This is a genomic window from Streptomyces sp. NPDC053542, assembly GCF_044544685.1.
Classification (GTDB): Bacteria; Actinomycetota; Actinomycetes; order Streptomycetales; family Streptomycetaceae; genus Streptomyces.
Genome location: NZ_JBITXL010000007.1, coordinates 429,831 through 447,525 on the forward strand (window position 1 = coordinate 429,831; position 17,695 = coordinate 447,525).

The 17,695-nt window shown below is 71.6% G+C and carries 15 protein-coding genes; 10 read left to right on the forward strand and 5 right to left on the reverse strand.

The window, feature by feature from the left end; all coding sequences use genetic code 11:
• Positions 1-2 precede the first annotated feature (2 nt).
• Entirely contained in the window at positions 3-1,193 is a 1,191-nt protein-coding gene (locus ACIGXO_RS22380) for a thiolase domain-containing protein (RefSeq protein ID WP_399789498.1), read from the forward strand.
• A gap of 112 nt (positions 1,194-1,305) precedes the next feature.
• Complete coding sequence (locus ACIGXO_RS22385; RefSeq protein WP_399789501.1) at positions 1,306-1,548, forward strand: DUF397 domain-containing protein; 243 nt, start codon at positions 1,306-1,308, stop codon at positions 1,546-1,548.
• Between the two features lie 87 nt (positions 1,549-1,635).
• On the opposite strand, the gene ACIGXO_RS22390 is transcribed toward ACIGXO_RS22385, so the two are convergent.
• Both ACIGXO_RS22390 and ACIGXO_RS22395 read right to left on the reverse strand, forming a co-directional pair.
• Positions 1,636-2,358 carry a leucine-rich repeat domain-containing protein gene (locus tag ACIGXO_RS22390; RefSeq protein ID WP_399789504.1) on the reverse strand — a complete coding sequence of 241 codons (723 nt, stop codon included), beginning with the start codon at positions 2,356-2,358 and terminating at the stop codon, positions 1,636-1,638.
• A gap of 44 nt (positions 2,359-2,402) precedes the next feature.
• The gene (locus tag ACIGXO_RS22395) at positions 2,403-3,542 is read right to left on the reverse strand and encodes an isoafricanol synthase (RefSeq protein ID WP_399789507.1); all 1,140 of its coding nucleotides are present in this window, start codon (positions 3,540-3,542) and stop codon (positions 2,403-2,405) included.
• A 284-nt stretch (positions 3,543-3,826) separates the two neighbouring features.
• On the opposite strand from ACIGXO_RS22395, the gene ACIGXO_RS22400 reads away from it, so the two are divergent.
• Both ACIGXO_RS22400 and ACIGXO_RS22405 read left to right on the forward strand, forming a co-directional pair.
• A complete protein-coding gene (locus tag ACIGXO_RS22400) occupies positions 3,827-6,766 on the forward strand; it encodes an ATP-binding protein (protein WP_399789510.1) in 2,940 nt (979 codons plus the stop codon).
• A 93-nt stretch (positions 6,767-6,859) separates the two neighbouring features.
• Entirely contained in the window at positions 6,860-7,357 is a 498-nt protein-coding gene (locus tag ACIGXO_RS22405) for a hypothetical protein (RefSeq protein ID WP_399789513.1), read from the forward strand.
• Here the strand turns inward: ACIGXO_RS22405 and ACIGXO_RS22410 are convergent.
• The 3 genes from ACIGXO_RS22410 to ACIGXO_RS22420 all read right to left on the reverse strand — a co-directional run bounded on the left by ACIGXO_RS22410 (position 7,296) and on the right by ACIGXO_RS22420 (position 10,146).
• Positions 7,296-8,594 (reverse strand): RNA polymerase sigma factor, encoded by a 1,299-nt coding sequence (locus ACIGXO_RS22410; RefSeq protein ID WP_399789515.1) that lies wholly within the window; start codon positions 8,592-8,594, stop codon positions 7,296-7,298. The two genes, ACIGXO_RS22405 and ACIGXO_RS22410, sit on opposite strands and share 62 nt — an antisense overlap.
• Positions 8,591-8,962 (reverse strand): YciI family protein, encoded by a 372-nt coding sequence (locus ACIGXO_RS22415; protein WP_399789518.1) that lies wholly within the window; start codon positions 8,960-8,962, stop codon positions 8,591-8,593. Before ACIGXO_RS22415 ends, ACIGXO_RS22410 begins: the two co-directional genes overlap by 4 nt.
• 140 nt (positions 8,963-9,102) lie before the next feature.
• Positions 9,103-10,146 carry a LacI family DNA-binding transcriptional regulator gene (locus ACIGXO_RS22420; protein WP_399789521.1) on the reverse strand — a complete coding sequence of 348 codons (1,044 nt, stop codon included), beginning with the start codon at positions 10,144-10,146 and terminating at the stop codon, positions 9,103-9,105.
• A gap of 398 nt (positions 10,147-10,544) precedes the next feature.
• Here ACIGXO_RS22420 and ACIGXO_RS22425 point away from each other — a divergent pair, with 398 nt between their 5' ends.
• From ACIGXO_RS22425 to ACIGXO_RS22450, 6 genes are read left to right on the forward strand one after another with little or no spacing between them, the layout of a single operon-like run.
• A complete protein-coding gene (locus tag ACIGXO_RS22425; RefSeq protein WP_399789524.1) occupies positions 10,545-11,651 on the forward strand; it encodes an ABC transporter ATP-binding protein in 1,107 nt (368 codons plus the stop codon).
• A gap of 38 nt (positions 11,652-11,689) precedes the next feature.
• Entirely contained in the window at positions 11,690-13,000 is a 1,311-nt protein-coding gene (locus ACIGXO_RS22430) for an ABC transporter substrate-binding protein (protein WP_399789527.1), read from the forward strand.
• Positions 13,001-13,011: 11 nt separating this feature from the next.
• Positions 13,012-14,106: a carbohydrate ABC transporter permease gene (locus ACIGXO_RS22435; protein WP_399789530.1), complete on the forward strand. Its 1,095-nt coding sequence runs from the start codon at positions 13,012-13,014 to the stop codon at positions 14,104-14,106.
• Entirely contained in the window at positions 14,103-14,936 is an 834-nt protein-coding gene (locus tag ACIGXO_RS22440) for a carbohydrate ABC transporter permease (RefSeq protein ID WP_399789533.1), read from the forward strand. Before ACIGXO_RS22435 ends, ACIGXO_RS22440 begins: the two co-directional genes overlap by 4 nt.
• A gap of 38 nt (positions 14,937-14,974) precedes the next feature.
• Positions 14,975-16,615 carry a glycoside hydrolase family 13 protein gene (locus tag ACIGXO_RS22445; protein ID WP_399789536.1) on the forward strand — a complete coding sequence of 547 codons (1,641 nt, stop codon included), beginning with the start codon at positions 14,975-14,977 and terminating at the stop codon, positions 16,613-16,615.
• A gap of 29 nt (positions 16,616-16,644) precedes the next feature.
• The gene (locus ACIGXO_RS22450; protein ID WP_399789539.1) at positions 16,645-17,679 is read left to right on the forward strand and encodes an aldo/keto reductase; all 1,035 of its coding nucleotides are present in this window, start codon (positions 16,645-16,647) and stop codon (positions 17,677-17,679) included.
• The last annotated feature ends 16 nt before the right edge of the window (positions 17,680-17,695 follow it).

Here is a 17,695-nt window from a genome sequence, read left to right on the forward strand (position 1 = left end):
TCATGAGCGCCGTCACGAGCACCGCCACGGGCAAGGAGCCCGTGGCCGTCGTCGGCATCGGCCAGACCCGGCACGCAGCGGCCCGCAAGGACGTCTCGATCGCCGGACTCGTCCGCGAGGCCGCCCTGCGCGCCCTGGAGGACGCCCAGCTCACCTGGGCCAACATCGACGCGGTCGTCATCGGCAAGGCGCCGGACTTCTTCGAGGGCGTGATGATGCCGGAGCTGTACCTCGCCGACGCGCTCGGCGCCGTCGGCAAACCCATGCTCCGGGTGCACACCGCAGGCTCCGTAGGCGGATCCACCGCCCTTGTAGCGGCCAACCTCGTCGCCGCACGAGTGCACGGCACCGTTCTCACCGTCGCCTTCGAGAAGCAGTCCGAGTCCAACGCGATGTGGGGCCTGTCCCTGCCCGTCCCCTTCCAGCAGCCGCTGCTCGCCGGGGCCGGCGGCTTCTTCGCCCCGCACGTCCGCGCGTACATCCGGCGCACCGGCGCCCCCGACACGGTCGGCTCCCTCGTCGCCTACAAGGACCGCCGCAACGCGCTCAAGAACCCGTACGCGCATCTGCACGAGCACGACCTCACCCTGGAGAAGGTGCAGGCGTCCCCGATGCTGTGGGACCCCGTCCGGTACTCCGAGACCTGCCCCTCCTCCGACGGCGCCTGCGCGATGGTCCTCACCGGGCGCGCCGGTGCCGGGCGCGCGCCGCATCCGCCGGCGTGGGTGCACGGCGGCGCGATGCGCAGCGAACCAACTCTCTTCGCCGGCAAGGACGCCGTCTCGCCGCGCGCGGGCCGCGACTGCGCCGCCGACGTCTACCGGCAGGCCGGCGTCACCGACCCGCGCCGGGAGATCGACGTGGTCGAGATGTACGTGCCGTTCAGCTGGTACGAGCCGATGTGGCTGGAGAACCTGGGCTTCGCGGAGGAGGGCGGGGGCTGGAAGCTCACCGAGTCCGGCGTGACGGAACTGGACGGTGACCTCCCGGTGAATCCTTCGGGCGGGGTCCTCTCCACCAACCCGATCGGCGCCTCGGGGATGCTCCGCTTCGCGGAGGCGGCACTCCAGGTGCGCGGACAGGCGGGCGAGCACCAAGTGCCGGGAGCACGGCGGGCGTTGGGGCACGCGTACGGGGGCGGCTCGCAGTTCTTCTCGATGTGGCTGGTCGGCGCGGAGCCGCCCGACGCCTGACCGGTCCCGTACGGGCCGCGGCGCGGGGCGCCGGCGGGGGCCTGTCGGTCGCCGGGTGCGGTGGCTAGGCTGGCACGGACCGACTGAGCCGACCGGGTGAGGAGCGGGAAACGTGGCCGAAAGTACCACCACCGAGCAGCGGACAGCCGGCGAGAAGCAGCCCGAACTGGATCTCACGCACGCCCAGTGGCAGCCCAGCGGGCAGGGCATGGGCGACGTCCAGATCGCCTTCGTCGACGGCTTCATCGCCATGCGGGACCGGCGCAGCCCCAACGGCCCGGCCGTCGTTTTCGGCCCCGGAGAGTGGCGCGGATTTGTACGCCGCGCCCGTGACGGCGAGTTCGATCTGACCTGAGGGCGGCGGCCCGCAGGCCCGGCAGCCCGCGGCACGGCCCGGCGGCACGGCGTGGCTCGATGCGGTGCCTGCCCGGCCGGCCGCCGGTCAGGTGAGGACCACGCACCCGCGAGCCCGCAGCGCGCGCAGCGGCGGCGCGTCGTCCTCGACGGCGTTCCAGCGCAGGTCCAGCTTCTCCAGCGTCGGCCATTCCGGCAGCCAGTGGGGGACCGTGCGCAGCCGGTTGCCGCGCAGGTCCAGCCGGCGCAGCAGCGGCAGCCCGCGCAGCGCCGCGGGGACGTCGCACAGCGCGTTCTCGCGCAGTTCCAGTTCGCGCAGCTCCCGGAGGCCGGCGAAGGTGCCGGGCAGCGCGGTGAGCTGATTGCCGCGCAGCCACAGCTCCCGCAGCCGGGCGAGCCGGCCGAGCGCGGGCGGCAGGGCGGTCAGCGCGCACCGCTGGGCCCGCAGCTCGTGCAGGCCCGCCAGCCCGCCCAGCGCGTCCGGCAGCCGGCGCAGCGGATTGTCGCCGACGTTGAGATAGCCGAGACGGGCCAGCCGCCCGAGCGCGTCGGGCAGTTCGGTGAGCCGGTTGTCGTGGACGTACAGGCAGCGGGACAGCCCGGTCAGTTCGCCGAGCGCGGCGGGCAGCCGGGTGAGTGCGTTGTGCCCGAGGTCGAGGGCGTGCAGCGTGGTGAGCTCGCCGATGCGGTCGGGGAGTTCGGTGAGGGCGTTGTCGGCGAGGATCAGCACCCGCGGCCCCGGCGACGCCTCCCACACCTCCTCCGGCACGGAACCCAGCCCCGCCTTCCAGTAGTTGTACTCGTCGGACACAGGGGGTGGACCAATCGTTTGTGCGCCGGAACCGGCGTGCGATTTCAGGACTCGGCAGGCGTCCGGGGCCCCGGTACTTCTTGCCCTGCGGCCGGCGCGCCCTGTCCCGCGGCCGGCACTCCCGGGTCGGCCGCCGCGAAGAGGTCGGCCCACGGGCGGCTGCGGACCGCGGCGGTGCCGCTGTCGTCGTAGCGCGGGGTCTCCCGCGACCACACGAGATTGCCGCTGATCAGATGCCGCATGCTCGCGACATAGTGCGCCACGTGGTCGTGCACGTCGGCGGGCATCCCCAGCTCCCTGAGCGTCGCGGGCAGCACCGCGGTGAGCTCCTGGAACTGCTCCACGCGCGCGCTCGCCGTACGGGCGATCCGGCGCACCGCCTGGTCCAGCGTGCAGCCCGTCGAACGGTGCAGGATGATCACGCTGTTGTTGACGTCGCCGGCCGCCAGCTCCTTGTCCACGGACACGATGTCATTGACGAAGATGACCGCTTCGGCGGTGAGCCGGCGCAGCTCCGCCAGGGGTGGTCGGCCGTGCAGCTCACGTGGCAGGACATAACCGCCGCAGCGCTCCGCGAAGTCCAGGCAGGGCTGCACCCCTATGGAGTCGCGCCGCCCCTTGAGGTACTGCTCCAGCGGCAGTACCCCCTTTCGGGTACGGTTCTGGGCCTCCCAGTGATACGCGGAGAGGTACCGCTCCCAGTGCCCCTTGAAGCGCAACTGCCAGGCGCGCGGCGTGCCCTCGGTGATCCGCTGCCAGATGTCCCGGTACCCGGCCACCAACGGGCTGTCGGGCTCTTCGGGCAGCAGGTCCGGCGCGTCGTCCATCGTGCGCACCACCCGGTCCACGAAGTGCGCCACCGCCTCCGGGCACTGACCCAGCGGACCGTCGAACTGGTCGTCGAAGAGGAAGAACCAGGCGTTGAAGTCCGTGGCCAGGGCCAACTCGGTGGCGTCGGCGTCGGGGTAGAAGTACGCCATGAGCCGGTCCAGCCGCAGCGCGTCGTACTCGGCGGTCGCCGCCTCACCGCAGAGCATGCCGTACCCGTGCAGCCAGCCGAGGGTGTGCCGGCGGGCCGTCTCCACCCCGGGGTTGAGCCGGGCCGGGAAGGGGACGCTGAGGGGCGCGGCGCGCCGGGGGACGGGCGACAGCCGGGCCGCCTCCGCGATGATCGGGTCGTTCATGGTCCGCCTCCTTCGCGCTGCGCCCCGTGACGCAGCCAGGGGAGCCTGGGGCTCCTGCTACTACGAGTCAAGAAGGGAGCAGGTTTATCGGTCAATGAATTTCGCCACGACGCCCGCTCGCGCCACCCGCGCAGGCAGGAGGCCGCGCGCCGCGTGCCGCCGCGGACGGCGCGGAGCCGGGCGGCGCGCTCCAGCGGTCCATGGTCGAAAGTCGTTGAGGACGGCTCCGTGAGTCGCCGTCAGCGCTAGGCTCATCGCTGTATGCAGGAGGGAAGGTCAAGGTCATGGCGGAGATGATCGGGCGATCGGGCCGGGTGCGCAGGCCGATGCTCGAGCGCGAGACGGAACTGAGCGCGCTGGACGGCATGTTGACCGACCTGTGCGGCTCCGGTGACGGCGCCCAGGGCGTGCGTACGGGCGGCCTCATCGCCTTCGCCGGGCCGCCGGGCATGGGCAAGACCGCGCTGATCACCGAGACCCGCCGACGTGCCATCGCGCGCGGCTGCACGGTGCTGCTCGCCCGCGGCGGCGAGCAGGAGCAGGAGGTGGCCTTCCACGTCGTACGCCAGCTGGTGCAGCCGGTGTTCGCCGCCGAGTCCCCCGAGGAGCACCGCCGCATCCTCGGCACCTGGTACGACATCGTCGCGCCCGCCGTCGGGCTGGTCGCCGTCGACGGCGACGCCTCGCCCGACCCCCAGGGCGTCCGGGACGGCCTGGACTGGGTCGTCACGCGCTTCGCCGTGCACTTCTCGCCCGTCGTCCTCATCGTCGACGACGCGCACTGGGCGGACCCCGAATCCCTCGCCTGGCTCACGGCGTTCGCCGCCCGCGCCGAAGAGCTGCCCATACTGATCGTCGTCGGGTACCGCCCCGACGAGCTGCCGGCCGGCGCGGGACCGCTGCGCCGGATCGCCGAGCGCAGCGGCTCCCGCCCCTTCGAGCTGACCCCGCTCACCCCCACCGCCGTCCAGCGCGTGGTGAACCACATGGTCGGGGAGGGCGCCGACGAGGCGTTCTGCCGCGAGTGCTGGGCCGTCACGGGCGGCAATCCCTACGAGGTCGTCGAGCTCAGCGCCAAGATCCGCGAGCGGGGCATCAAGCCCCAGCAGGCCAACGTCTCCCAGCTGCGCGAGCTGATCACCGCCATCAAGGACAGCGGCCTCGTCGAGCGCCTGGAACGGCTCGGGACCGCCGCCGTCCGCTTCGCCTGGGCCGCCTCCGTGCTCGGTACGGAGGTCTCGCCGACGCTCGCCGCCAACGTCGCGGGCCTCGGCGCCGTCCAGGCCGCCGACGTCCTCGACCAGCTGCGCGCCGCGCGTATCCTCGCCCCCGCCCGCAAGTCCGACAACGGCAACATCCGCTTCTTCCACCCCCTCGTCGCCAGCGCCGTCTACCAGGCCATCCCCGGCGCGCTGCGGGTCGCCCTGCACGGCCAGGCGGCCGCCGCGGTCGTCGACGCGGGCCAGGGCGCGACCGCCGCGGCCCGCCACCTGCTGGAGATGCACCCCGAGCACGACGACTGGGTCGTGCAGCGCCTGCGGGAGGCCGCGGCCGAGTACTTCCGGGCCGGGGCGCCGGACGCCGCCCGCCGCTGCCTGGCCCGTGCGCTGCGCGAACCGCCCTCGCTCCAGGACCGCGCCCGGGTCCTGTTCGAGCTGGGCTGCTCCTCCCTGCTCAGCGAGCCCGCCACCACCGTGAACCACCTCCGTGCGGCCCTGGAGGAGCACGAGCTGGAGCCGGCGCTGCGGGAGACGATCACGTACAAACTGGCGCAGGCGCTGGCCCACAGTGACCGCCTGGGGGAGGCCGCCCAGGTCGTCACCGCCGAGGTCCAGCGCGCGACGAACGCGCGCACGCGGCTGCGCATGCAGGCCGAGCAGTTCATGTACAACGCGTTCCGCGCCGACGAGCAGGACTCGCCCGCCCGCTCCCGGCTGCTTGCCAAGCTCGCCGACCACGTCACCGGCCGTGACATGGCCGAGCGGTACATCCTCGGGCTGCGCGCCTGGGACGCCATGGTGCGCGGCGAGAGCGCGCAGACGGCGCTGCACTACGCCGAGCGGGCGCTGGACGGCGGGCTGCCGTGGACCGACGAGGAGTGGGGATTCGAGGTACCCGTGCTCGTCGCGCTCACCTTCATGTACTGCGACCAGCCCGGCCGCGCCGAGGAGCTGTTCCACCAGGGCATCGCCGAGTGCGAGCGCAAGGGCTGGCGCGGCGCACACCTCTCCTTCGGGTACACCCTCCTCGGCTACATCCGCTACCGCCGCGGCCGGCTCGCCGAAGCGGAGGACCTGGTCCACGGGGGCCTGCGGATCGCGCACCGGGTGGGCCAGCGGGTGCCCGCCCAGTGGTTCGCCATCGGCATCCTCATCGAGATCCTGCTGGCGCGCGGCCGCGTGGACGAGGCCCAGGAGCTGGCCGACACGTACAGCTACGGCGAGGTCGTCCCGAACGCCGTGGTGTACCCCGACTCGCAGACCGTCCACAGCGAGCTGCTGCTCGCCCGCGGCCTGCACCGCGACGCGGAGCACCAGCTCACGGCCGTCGGCAAGCGCCTGGAGCCGCGCGGCATGCGCAACCCCGCCTGGTGCCCCTGGCAGCTCCACCTCGCCCGCGCCATCTCCCTCACCGACCGGCCCAGGGCGATCGCCCTCGCCGACGAAGCGCTGCAGCGCGCCCAGGACTTCGGTACCGAGTCCGCCATCGGGCAGGCGCTGTTCTGCAAGGCCGAGGTGGTCGGCGGCGCGGAGGGCATGAAGCTGCACGCCGAGGCGGTACGCCACTTCGAGCGCTCCCCGGCCGCCTACGAGCTGGCCCTGGCGCTCGTCGAGCACGGCGCCGCGCTGCGCCGCGCCGGCCTGCCGCAGGACGCCGCCGACCGGCTCTACCGCGGCCTGGACAGCGCCCTGCACTGCGGCGCCGAGGCGCTGGTGGCCCGCGCCCGCGACGAGCTGTCCGCCGCCGGGCTGCGCCCCCTCCAGCTGCGCAGCGCCGGCACGGACACGCTCACCGCCCAGGAGCGGGCGGTGGCCGAGTGGGTCGTGCAGGGCTGGACCAAGGACCGCATCGCCGTGGAGCTGGGCACCCAGCCCCCGGACGTCAGCCGGCTGCTGTCCGGGGTGTACCGCAAGATGGGCACGGACCGTAACGGCCTGGCCCGGCTGCTGGGGAGCGAGGGCGTGGCCGCTGTCCTGCCGCCGCCCGCCGCGCCGGAAGGGTGACCGCGGGTCCCTGCGGCGGCGGCCCGGGTTTCCGGCCCGTCGGCGGCGCGGTACCGCAGGAAGGTGACCGGGCGGGCCACGTACGATGGCTGTATGTCGTTCCTCCGCCGCCGTAGCGCCGCGCCCGCAGGGCCCGATTTCGATGTGCTCGCCATGGATCCCGGTGACTGGCCGGGCAATCTCGGCGCCGGTCTGCTGCCCGCCCCCGACGGCAGCTGCCAGGGCGTCTTCCTGCGGTACGACCTCTTCGGCGGCCGCGGCCCCGCGATGATCATCGGTAACCTCCCGGAGGGCTCCCCGGCGCGCGAGCTCGGGGAGGACGAGGTGCCCTTCGAGGTGGCGCAGCTGCTGGACGCGCTGGACCACGACGAGGAGGTCACGGTCGTGGAGACCGAGGACCTCCCGGTCATGCACGACGGCAACCTGCTGATCGTCAAGCGCATCAAGTGCTCCGAGGGCCGCGTCTCCTGTGTGCAGTTCGACCGGAGCGACGGCGTGCTGGTCACGATCGCGAGCTGGGACCGCCCGATCACCGACGACCTGTACGCACTGCTGAAGCCGCTGCCGGCGGAGATGTTCCAGCAGGGCTGAGCGCCGCTGCCCCCGCCCCGGCCGGCTGTGCCCGCACCCGGCCGGCCCGGGCCTCCAGGTAGCGCCGCTCGGCAAGGCCGGCGGTGGCCTTCGCGGCGCTCCGGTAGAGCTCGTACGCCCCGGCCGTGTCTCCGGTCTTCTCCAGCAGATGCGCCCGTACGGACAGCAGCCGGTGATGCCCGGCCAGCCGCTGATCACCGTCCAAGGTGGCCAGCAGGGCCAGCCCGGCCGCCGGGCCCTCGGTCTCGGCGAGCGCGACGGCCCGGTTGAGGGTGACCATCGGGTTGGGCGCGATCCGTTCCAGGATCAGGTAGAGGGCGTGCACCTGCGGCCAGTTGGTCTCCTTCGCCGTGGCCGCGTCGGCGTGCGTGGCGGCGATGGCGGCCTGCAGCTGGTACGGACCGAGGGACGGACCGGCCAGCGACGCCTTGACCAGGTCGAGGCCCTCGTCGATCAGCTCGCGGTCCCACGTCGTACGGTCCTGCTCGTCCAGCGGCACCAGGTCGCCTTCCGCCGTCGTACGTGCCTCCCTGCGGGCATGGGTCAGCAGCATCAGCGCGAGCAGCCCGGTCACCTCACCGTCCTCGGGCAGCTGCGCGTGCACCGTCCTGGTCAGCCGGATCGCCTCGTGCGCAAGGTCGGCGCGGTGCAAGGTGCGGCCCGAGGAGGCGGTGTACCCCTCGTTGAAGATCAGGTAGAGCACGTGCAGGACGACCCGCAGCCGCTCCTCGCGCTCCGCGCCCGCCGGCAGGCTGAACGCGCTGCCGGACGCCTTGATGCGCTGCTTGGCCCGGCTGATCCTGGCCGCCATCGTCGCCTCCGGCACCAGGAACGCGCGGGCGATCTCGGCCGTGGTCAGGCCGCCGACCGCGCGCAGCGTCAGCGCGGTCTGGGAGGCCGCGGTCAGCGACGGATGACAGCACAGGAACAGCAGGACGAGCGTGTCATCGGTGTCCGGCACGTCCTCGGGCACCACCTCGGCGGCCGCCGCCGACTCCCGCTCGCGGCGCGCGTGATCGCTGCGCAGCTGGTCGATGAACCGCCGGGACGCGACCGTCATCAGCCAGCCGCGCGGATTGTCCGGCACGCCCTCGGCCGGCCACTGCACCGTGGCGGCGAGGACGGCCTCCTGCACGGCGTCCTCGCACCCTTCGAACTGACCGTGCCGGCGTACCAACGCGCCGAGGACCTGCGGCGTGAGCGCACGCAGCAGGTCCTCGAAGTCCGGTGTGCTCATGCCTCCAATTGTCCGCCGGCGCACATCACTTGACGCACCTCGACCCCCAGCCCCTCGATCGCGCTGTCCGGAATCCGCGCCGCCAGCTCGATCGCCCGCTCCTTGTTCTCGCAGTCGATCAGGTAGAAGCCGCCCAGATACTCCTTGGACTCCAGGAAGGGCCCGTCGGTGACCACCGTCCGGCCGCCTCGTACGGAGACCACGGCCGCCTGTGACGGGTCGACCAGCGGCTGTGTGCTGACCAGCTCGCCGGACTCCTTCAGCGCCTCGATGAACTTGCGGTGGCCGTCGCCCAGCGCCGCCTTCTCCTCGTCCGTCAGCGCGTCCAGTACGGCCGGGTTGATGTGCAGGCCGATCAGGAACTGCATCTCGTGCTCCTCGTGATTCGCGGGCCCCGGACGGGCCCTTCGCTCCTTGGTCGGAGCCGCCGCCCGCGTCTTGACATCCGCCGCCGGAAATTTCGCAGGAGTTTTCCGCCCCTCCGGTCGGGGCGCGGAACCGACGGCCGTTACGAGGAGTGGTCCGGCCCCGCCGGCGGTGGGGCCGTGGTCGCGCGCGGGATCAGCCGGGTCGGCAGGACGACGTGCCGGGCCTGGTCCGCTTCCGGGTCGTTGATCAGGTCGCGGGCCAGTTCGCCCGCCGCCCGCCCGATCTCCGCCGGCGACTGGGCGATCGTGGTCAGGTCCGACCACTCGGCCATCTGATGGTCGTCGAAGCCCAGGACGGAGACCCTCTCGGGCACCTCGACTCGGGCCCTGCGCAGCGTCGAGAGCACCGAGACGGCGACCTCGTCCTGCTCGGCGAAGACCGCGGTGGGCGGCTCGCGCAGGCTCAGCAGCCGTCCGACCGCCTCGGCGGTGCGGCGCTTGTGGCCGACCGGTGTGGCGACCACCAGGTCGCTGTCCAGGGGGAGGCCCGCTTCGGTGAGCGCCTGCTGGTAACCGAGCAGCCGTTCGTGGGAGCTGAAGGTGAACCCGCTGGCGCCGATCGTCTGGACGAAGCCGATGCGGCGGTGGCCCAGGTTGAGCAGATGCCGGGTGCCGCTGAGCGCACCGGCCACATCGTCGACGTACACGCTCGGCCGGCACTCGGCGCGCTGGCTGACGTAGATGACCGGCATCTGGAGGTCGTCCAGGCGGGCGGTCTCCTCGTCGGTGAGGTTGAAGGAGAAGACCATCAGCGCGTCGGCGTTCCGCCGGGCGGGCAGCCGCTCGAAGAAGGCGGCGCGCTCGGTCATGTCGGGCGTCACGTAGACGAGCAACTCCATGCCCGCGGCGCGCAGTACGGGCCCCAGACTCGACAGGGCCGAGCCGATGAACCACGAGTTGAGCGTGGGCGCGAGCACCGCTACGACCCCGGTCCTGCCGGTCACGAGGCTGGACGCCTGCCGGGAGATCACGAAGTTCAGTTCGCGGGCGGCCTTTTCGACCCGGGCGCGGACTTCCGGCGAGACGGTCGACATACCGCGCAGGGTGCGCGAGACGGTGGATGCGGAGACCCCGGCCCGTTCGGCGACGTCGGCCATCGTGGGGTGCCGTTGAGCTGGTGGCATGGGCGGACGGTAGCACAGCGTGCACGGGCTCGCGGGGGATCGTGACAGCGCTGTCACGAGTGGCGGGTCGACGGCTGCGGCAGGGCGGTTCGCGGCCTTCCTGGTGGGCCCGCCCCAGGATTCCGGCGGTAAAGGCTGCATGATGCAGCTTTGCTGGCCTGCGGATTACTGGGACGTAACGCATTGACTTCCGTTGGGTGAGCTCCTAGCTTGCTTGAAAGCGTTGTCTCATCGAGGTTGAAGCGAGCCGCTCGGAGTGAACCTCCAGAGCTTTGACCTGGTAATTCGTTAAGCGCGATAGCTGTGACAGCGCAACCACGGCTTGATTTTTCGATATCGCCGCCATCTCCCCAACCCGTGCCTCCCGGCCTCCCGCCGGTGAAGGGATAAGATCCCGCGTGACTACCGTAAGTTTCGAGAAAGTTACTCGGCGCTACCCGGGTGGCGACCGCCCGGCGGTCGACGCACTCCACCTGGACATCGCCGACGGCGAGTTCCTGGTCCTGGTCGGCCCGTCCGGCTGTGGCAAGTCCACGTCCCTGCGGATGCTCGCCGGTCTGGAGGACGTCGACGACGGCGTCATCCGCATCGGCGACCGCGACGTGACGCACCTGCCGCCCAAGGACCGGGACATCGCCATGGTGTTCCAGAACTACGCGCTCTACCCGCACATGAGCGTCGGCGACAACATGGGCTTCGCCCTCAAGGTCGCAGGCGCCCCGAAGGACGAGATCCGCCGCCGCGTACAGGAAGCGGCGAAGATCCTCGACCTGGAGCCGTACCTGGAGCGCAAGCCCAAGGCCCTCTCCGGCGGCCAGCGCCAGCGCGTCGCCATGGGCCGCGCCATCGTCCGCGAGCCGCAGGTCTTCCTGATGGACGAGCCGCTGTCCAACCTCGACGCCAAGCTGCGCACTCAGACACGTACGCAGATCGCGGCCCTGCAGCGCCGCCTCGGCACGACGACCGTGTACGTCACCCACGACCAGGTCGAGGCCATGACCATGGGCGACCGGGTCGCCGTCCTGAAGGACGGACTCCTCCAGCAGTGCGCGGCCCCGCGCGCCCTCTACGACGAGCCCGCCAATGTCTTCGTCGCGGGCTTCATCGGCTCGCCCACCATGAATCTCACCGAAGCCCGCATCGAGGGCGACGGCGTCCGGCTCGGCGGGACGCAGCTGCCGGTACCCCGCAGCGTCATCGCCGCGGTGGCCGACGAGGCGAGCGGCACCGTCACGGTGGGCTTCCGGCCCGAGGCGCTGGAGCGTGTCGCGCCCGGCGAGCCGGGCCTGGGGATGTCCGTGGCCATGGTGGAGGAGCTCGGCTCCGAGGCGTACGCGTACGGGACGCTCTTGGGCGAGAACGCCGCCGGAACCGGCGCCGATGTCGTCGCCCGCGTCAACCCGCGCACGCCGCCCGCCAAGGGGCAGCAGATCACCCTGCGCATCCGGCCGGGTGGTGCGTACTTCTTCTCGGCCAGGACCGGCGAGCGCCTCACCACCGGGTGAGCGGTGTTCGCAGCGGTTCCGTACGACCAGGAGAGACAGTGAAGACGACAATCACCAGAGCGCTGCGGGGCGCGGGTGCGGCCACCGCGGCACTCGCGGTCCTCGCCGCCTGCGGGCCCGGCCGCGGCGCGGACACCCCCGCCGGGCAGCCCACTTCCTTCGAGGGGCGCGGCCCCATCACGTACGTCGCGGGCAAGGACGCCAGCGGCTCCGTCCAGCCGGTGCTCGACCGCTGGAACAAGCTGCACCCGAAGGAGAAGGTCACCTTCGTCCAGCTGCCCACGGACCCCGACGCCCAGCGTCAGCAGATGATCCAGAATGCGCAGACGAAATCCGATGCCTATACGGTGCTGTCCCTCGACGCCGTGTGGACCTCGGAGTTCGCGGCCCATCGCTGGGTCGACCGGCTGCCGCAGGACCGTTTCCCGCTGCATCGGATGCTCGCGCCGATCGTGGAGACGGTGAAGTACCGCGGTGGCGTGTACGGCGTCCCGGACAGCTCGGACGGCGGGCTGCTGTACTACCGGTCCGACCTGCTCAAGCAGGCCGGCATCGCGAAGCCGCCCGCGACGTGGTCGCAGCTGAAGGCCGACTGCGCCAAGGTGAAGAAGCTGCCCCGGGCCAAGGGCATGTCCTGCTACGCCGGGCAGTTCCAGAAGTACGAGGGACTGACGGTCAACTTCGCCGAGGCGGTGAACTCCGCGGGCGGCATCATCACCGACGCCAAGGGCCGCCCGCATGTCGACACCCCGCAGGCCAAGAAGGGCCTGGACTTCCTCGCCGGCTCGGTCAAGGACGGCACGATCCCGAAGGAAGCCGTCACCTACCAGGAGGAGGACGGCCGCCGGGCATTCCAGTCCGGCAAACTGATCTTCGAGCGGAACTGGCCTTACATGTACCCGCTGCTGGACAAGAAGGACGGCTCCAGCAAGGTCGCGGGCAAGTTCGCCGTCGCGCCGTTGCCCGGTCTGGACGGCCCCGGCGCCTCCAGCCTCGGCGGCCACAATCTGGCCCTGTCGGCCTCGGCCACGAACAAGGCCACCGCGATCGACTTCATGAAGTTCTACTCCAGCGAGGAGACGCAGCGCTCCCGGCTGGCCGCCGCGCCGGCCGCGCCGACCTACGACGCGCTCTACAAGGACGCGAAGCTCGTCGAGAAGTACCCGTACCTCCCCACGCTCAAGGCGTCGATCCTGCACGCCGTACCCCGCCCCCGCGTCTTCCAGTACGGCGACATCACCGCGGCGATCCAGCAGGAGGCGTACGCCGCCCTGACCGGCAGCAAGAGCAGCGAGCAGGCACTGAAGGACCTCCAGAAGGACCTTCAGCGGCAGCCGGCGGCGGATTAAGGAGAACCGTCATGGTGAAGACACACAACCCGCCTGGATCCGCCGAGGGCCGGCACGACGACACCGCGGGCCGCGTGTACGGCGCCCCGCGCGAGAGTGCGCGCGGCGGCTCCTCCGCCCTGCCGCCCGCCTCGGCCGCGCGCCGGCGGCGCAAGCCCAGGGCGACCGCCGGCTCGGGCCGGCTCGCGGCCCTGCTGGTCTCCCCGACGCTGCTGGTGCTGACCGTCGTCGTCCTCTACCCGACGATCGTGGCACTGAAGGACTCGCTGTTCGGCACACCCGGCCTCGACCCGAAGACCGGCTTCGTCGAGGAGACCGACCCGTTCGTGGGGGCACAGAACTACACCGACATCTTCGGAGCGGCCGGCGAGCGCTTCTGGAACGCCTTCTGGAACACCTCGTTCCTCACCGTCACCACGGTCGCCATGGAAACGGTGATCGGCGTGGCCATGGCGCTCATCATGAACCGCGCGTTCCAGGGCCGCGCACTCGTACGGGCCTCCATCCTGGTCCCATGGGCCATCCCCACCGCCGTGACCGGTCTGCTGTGGCGCTGGATCTTCAACAGCAACGGCATCGCCAACGCCCTCATCGGGCAGCAGGTCCTGTGGACCACCGAGGGGTTCCACGCCAAGGCCGCGGTCATCATCGCCGACGTATGGAAGACCGCGCCCTTCATTGGCCTGCTCGTCCTCGCCGGCCTCCAGGTGATCAACAAAGAGGTCTACGAGGCGGCCAGGATCGACGGGGCCGGCGCGGTACGCCAGTTCTGGAGCATCACCCTGCCGCTGGTCAAGCCCGCCCTGATGGTGGCCGTGCTCTTCCGGACGCTGGACGCGCTGCGGATGTTCGACCTGCCGTACATCCTCATCGGCGCGCAGAAGGAGTCGGTGGAGACGCTGTCCATGCTCGCCCAGGACCAGGCCGCGAATGTGCGGTTCGGCCCGGCAGCCGCCTACGCGGTGATCCTCTTCCTCTACGTGTTCCTCATCGCGCTGGCCTTTGTCCGGCTGCTGGGCGCCAACGTCGTCGGCGACGACGACGCGGCACCCAAGCGCCGCCGCCGGTGGCTGCCCGTGCGTCGTCCCGCGGAGGTGGCGGCATGAACCTCGCACTGAACTGGCGCAAGTGGCTGCTGTACGCGGGAGTCGCCGCGGTCGTCGCCTACTGCCTGGCACCGTTCTACTGGATGCTGGTCTCCAGCCTGCGGCGTACCTCGGACATCTTCGAGAACTCGCCCTTCCCCACACACCTCTCCTTCGAGAACTACCTCGCGGTGCTCGACCCGTCGCAGTCCTTCACCCGGGCCCTGCTCAACAGCATCGTCGTGGCCGGCATCACCACCTTCCTGGCGCTGATCCTGGCGACCTTCACGGCGTACGCGATGGCCCGGCTGGAGTTCCGGCTCAAGCGGCTGGTGCTCACCGTGATCATCGCCACCTCGATGTTCCCCGTGGTCTCGATCGTGGTTCCGCTGCTGAAGATGTTCGTCGGCTTCGGCTGGATCAACACCTACCAGGCGATGATCGTGCCGAGCATGTCCTTCACGCTGCCGCTCGCGGTCTGGAACCTCACCGCCTTCTTCCGGCAGCTGCCGCAGGAGCTGGAGCAGGCGGCGATGGTCGACGGCTGTACGCGGGGCCAGGCGTTCCGCAAGATCATCATTCCGCTGGCCGCACCCGGCATGTTCACCACCGCGATCATCACCTTCATCGCGGCCTGGAACGAATTCCTCATCGCCCTGACGATGACGAACAAGCCGGAGATGCAGACCGCGCCCGTGGCCATCTCCAAGTTCTCCGGGGCGAGCCAGTTCGAGACGCCGTTCGGCAGCCAGATGGCGGCCGGCGTCCTCGTCACCGTCCCGCTCGTAATCATGGTGCTGTTCTTCCAGCGCCGGATCGTCGCCGGCCTGACCGCCGGTGCTGCCAAGTAACCGTAAAGACGTACCTTTTGACGAGGAGTCAGTAACGCATGTCCAGCACCGCACCCTGGTGGCGCGACGCCGTCATCTACCAGGTCTACATCCGCAGCTTCGCCGACGCGAACGGCGACGGCATCGGCGACATCGCCGGCATCCGCTCCCGGCTGCCGTACCTGAAGTCGCTCGGCGTGGACGCGATCTGGATCAACCCCTGGTACAAGTCGCCGCAGGCAGACCACGGGTACGACGTGGCGGACTTCCGGGAGATCGACCCCCGGTTCGGCACCGTCGAGGAGGCCGAGGCCCTCATCGAGGAGGCGCACGCGGCCGGCATCCGCGTCATCCCCGACATCGTGCCCAACCACGTCTCCGACCAGCACGTCTGGTTCCGGGCCGCGCTGGCCGCCGGGCCGGGCAGCCCCGAGCGGGACCGTTTCATCTTCCGGCCGGGGCGTGGCGCGGACGGCGCCGAGCCGCCCAACAACTGGAAGTCCTGCTTCGGCGGCCCGGCCTGGACCCGGCTGCCCGACGGGCAGTGGTACCTGCATCTGTTCGCCCCCGAGCAGCCCGACCTCAACTGGGAACACCCGGACGTGCGCGCGGAGTTCGAGGACATCCTGCGGTTCTGGTTCCGCCGCGGCGTGGACGGCTTCCGCATCGATGTGGCGCACGGCCTGATCAAGCACCCCGAGCTGCCCGACCTGCCGGCCCGCGAGGGCCCGGACCCACTGGCCCCGCACGGCGGGCTCGACCACCCCCACTGGGACCGCGACGGCGTGCACGAGGTCTTCCGCGCCTGGCGCCGGGTGGCCGACGAATTCCCCGGCGACCGGAAGTTCGTCGCCGAAGCCTGGACGCAGGCCCCCGACCGGCTCGCCAACTACGTACGCCCGGACGGCCTGCACACGGCGTTCAACTTCGACTACCTGATGACCCCTTGGGACGCCAAGGAGCTGCGCGAGGTCATCGACACCTCGCTCGCCACCCTCGGCTCGGTCGGCGCGCCGGCGACCTGGGTGCTCTCCAACCACGACGTGGTCCGCCACCCCAGCCGCTTCGGCCGCAAGGTGGTGAAGAAGTGGGTGGCCAACGAGGTCTACCGGCCCGAAGGCCCGCTCGATTTGGAACTGGGTACGCGTCGGGCCCGTGCCGCCGCGCTGCTGATGCTCTCGCTGCCCGGCGGCGCCTACATCTACCAGGGGGAGGAACTGGGCCTGCCCGAGGTCGAGGACCTGCCCGAGGAGGTGCTCCAGGACCCGACGTGGGAGCGGTCCGGGCACACCGACCGGGGCCGGGACGGCTGCCGCGTGCCGATCCCGTGGTCCGGTGAGCGGGCGCCGTACGGCTTCAGCCCGGACGGCGCGGCCGGCGAGCCCTGGCTGCCGCAGCCCCCGGAGTGGCGCGAGCTGAGCGTCGCCGCGCAAGAAGGCGACGAGGACTCCATGCTGGCGCTGTACCGCCGCGCCCTGCGGCTGCGCCGCGACCACCCGGCGCTCGGCGACGGGACGCTGACCTGGCTCGACGCCCCGGAGGGCGTACTCGCCCTGCGCCGCGAGCCGGGCTTCCTCTGCGTGGTCAACCTCTCGGCCGAGCCGTACGCCCTGCCCGCACACAAGGACGTACTGCTGGCCAGCGGCCCGCTCGCGGACGGCCGGCTGGCACCGGACCAGGCGGCGTGGCTCGCGCTGTGACCACCTCCTGCCCCGAAGGAGTTACCGACATGGAGTACCGCACCCTCGGACCCAGCGGCTGCGGCGTCTCGGCGCTGGCCCTGGGCACCATGACCTTCGGTCATGAGACCGACGAGGCGGGCGCGCACGCCCAGCTGGACCGCTTCGTCGAAGCCGGTGGCACCCTCGTGGACACCGCCGACGTCTACACCGCGGGCGCGTCCGAAGAGATCATCGGGCGCTGGCTCGCCGCCCGCCCCGCTGACGTCACGGACCGCGTCGTCCTCGCCACCAAGGGCCGCTTTCCCATGGCCGAGGAGCCGAACGGCGCCGGGCTCTCCCGCCGCCACCTGCACCGCGCGCTGGACGCCTCGCTGCGCCGGCTCGGCGTAGAGACGGTCGACCTGTACCAGGTGCACGCCTGGGACCCGCTCACGCCCATCGAGGAGACGCTCCGCTTCCTCGACGACGCGGTACGCCAGGGGAAGATCCACTACATCGGGCTGTCCAACTTCACCGGCTGGCAGATCCAGAAGACCGTCGACGTCGCCGACTTCCGGGGCCTGGCCCGCCCGGTCACCCTCCAGCCGCAGTACAGCCTGCTCTCCCGCGAGATCGAATGGGAGATCACGCTGGCCTGCGCCTCCGAAGGGCTCGGGCTGCTCCCGTGGAGCCCGCTCGGCGGCGGCTGGCTGACCGGCAAGTACCGCCGGGACGCCCGGCCCGCCGGCGCCACCCGGCTCGGCGAGAACCCGGAGCGCGGCGTCGAGGCGTACGACCGGCGCGGCGGCGTCGCGCGCACCTGGGCCGTCGTCGACGAGGTGCGCGCGGTGGCCGAGGAGCGCGGCGTCTCCATGGCGCAGATCGCGCTGGCCTGGGTACGCGACCGCCCGGCCGTCACCTCGGTGATCCTCGGCGCGCGGACCGTTGAACAATTGGACGACAACCTCGCGGCGGCCGGCCTGCGCCTGTCGGACGAAGAACGGGACCGGCTGGACAAGGTGAGCGACCCGGGCGCCGCCGACTACCCGTACGGCGGCCCGGGCCAGGAACAGCGCAGCCGGAAGGTGGCCGGCGGGCGCTGACGCGCGGACACGGCAC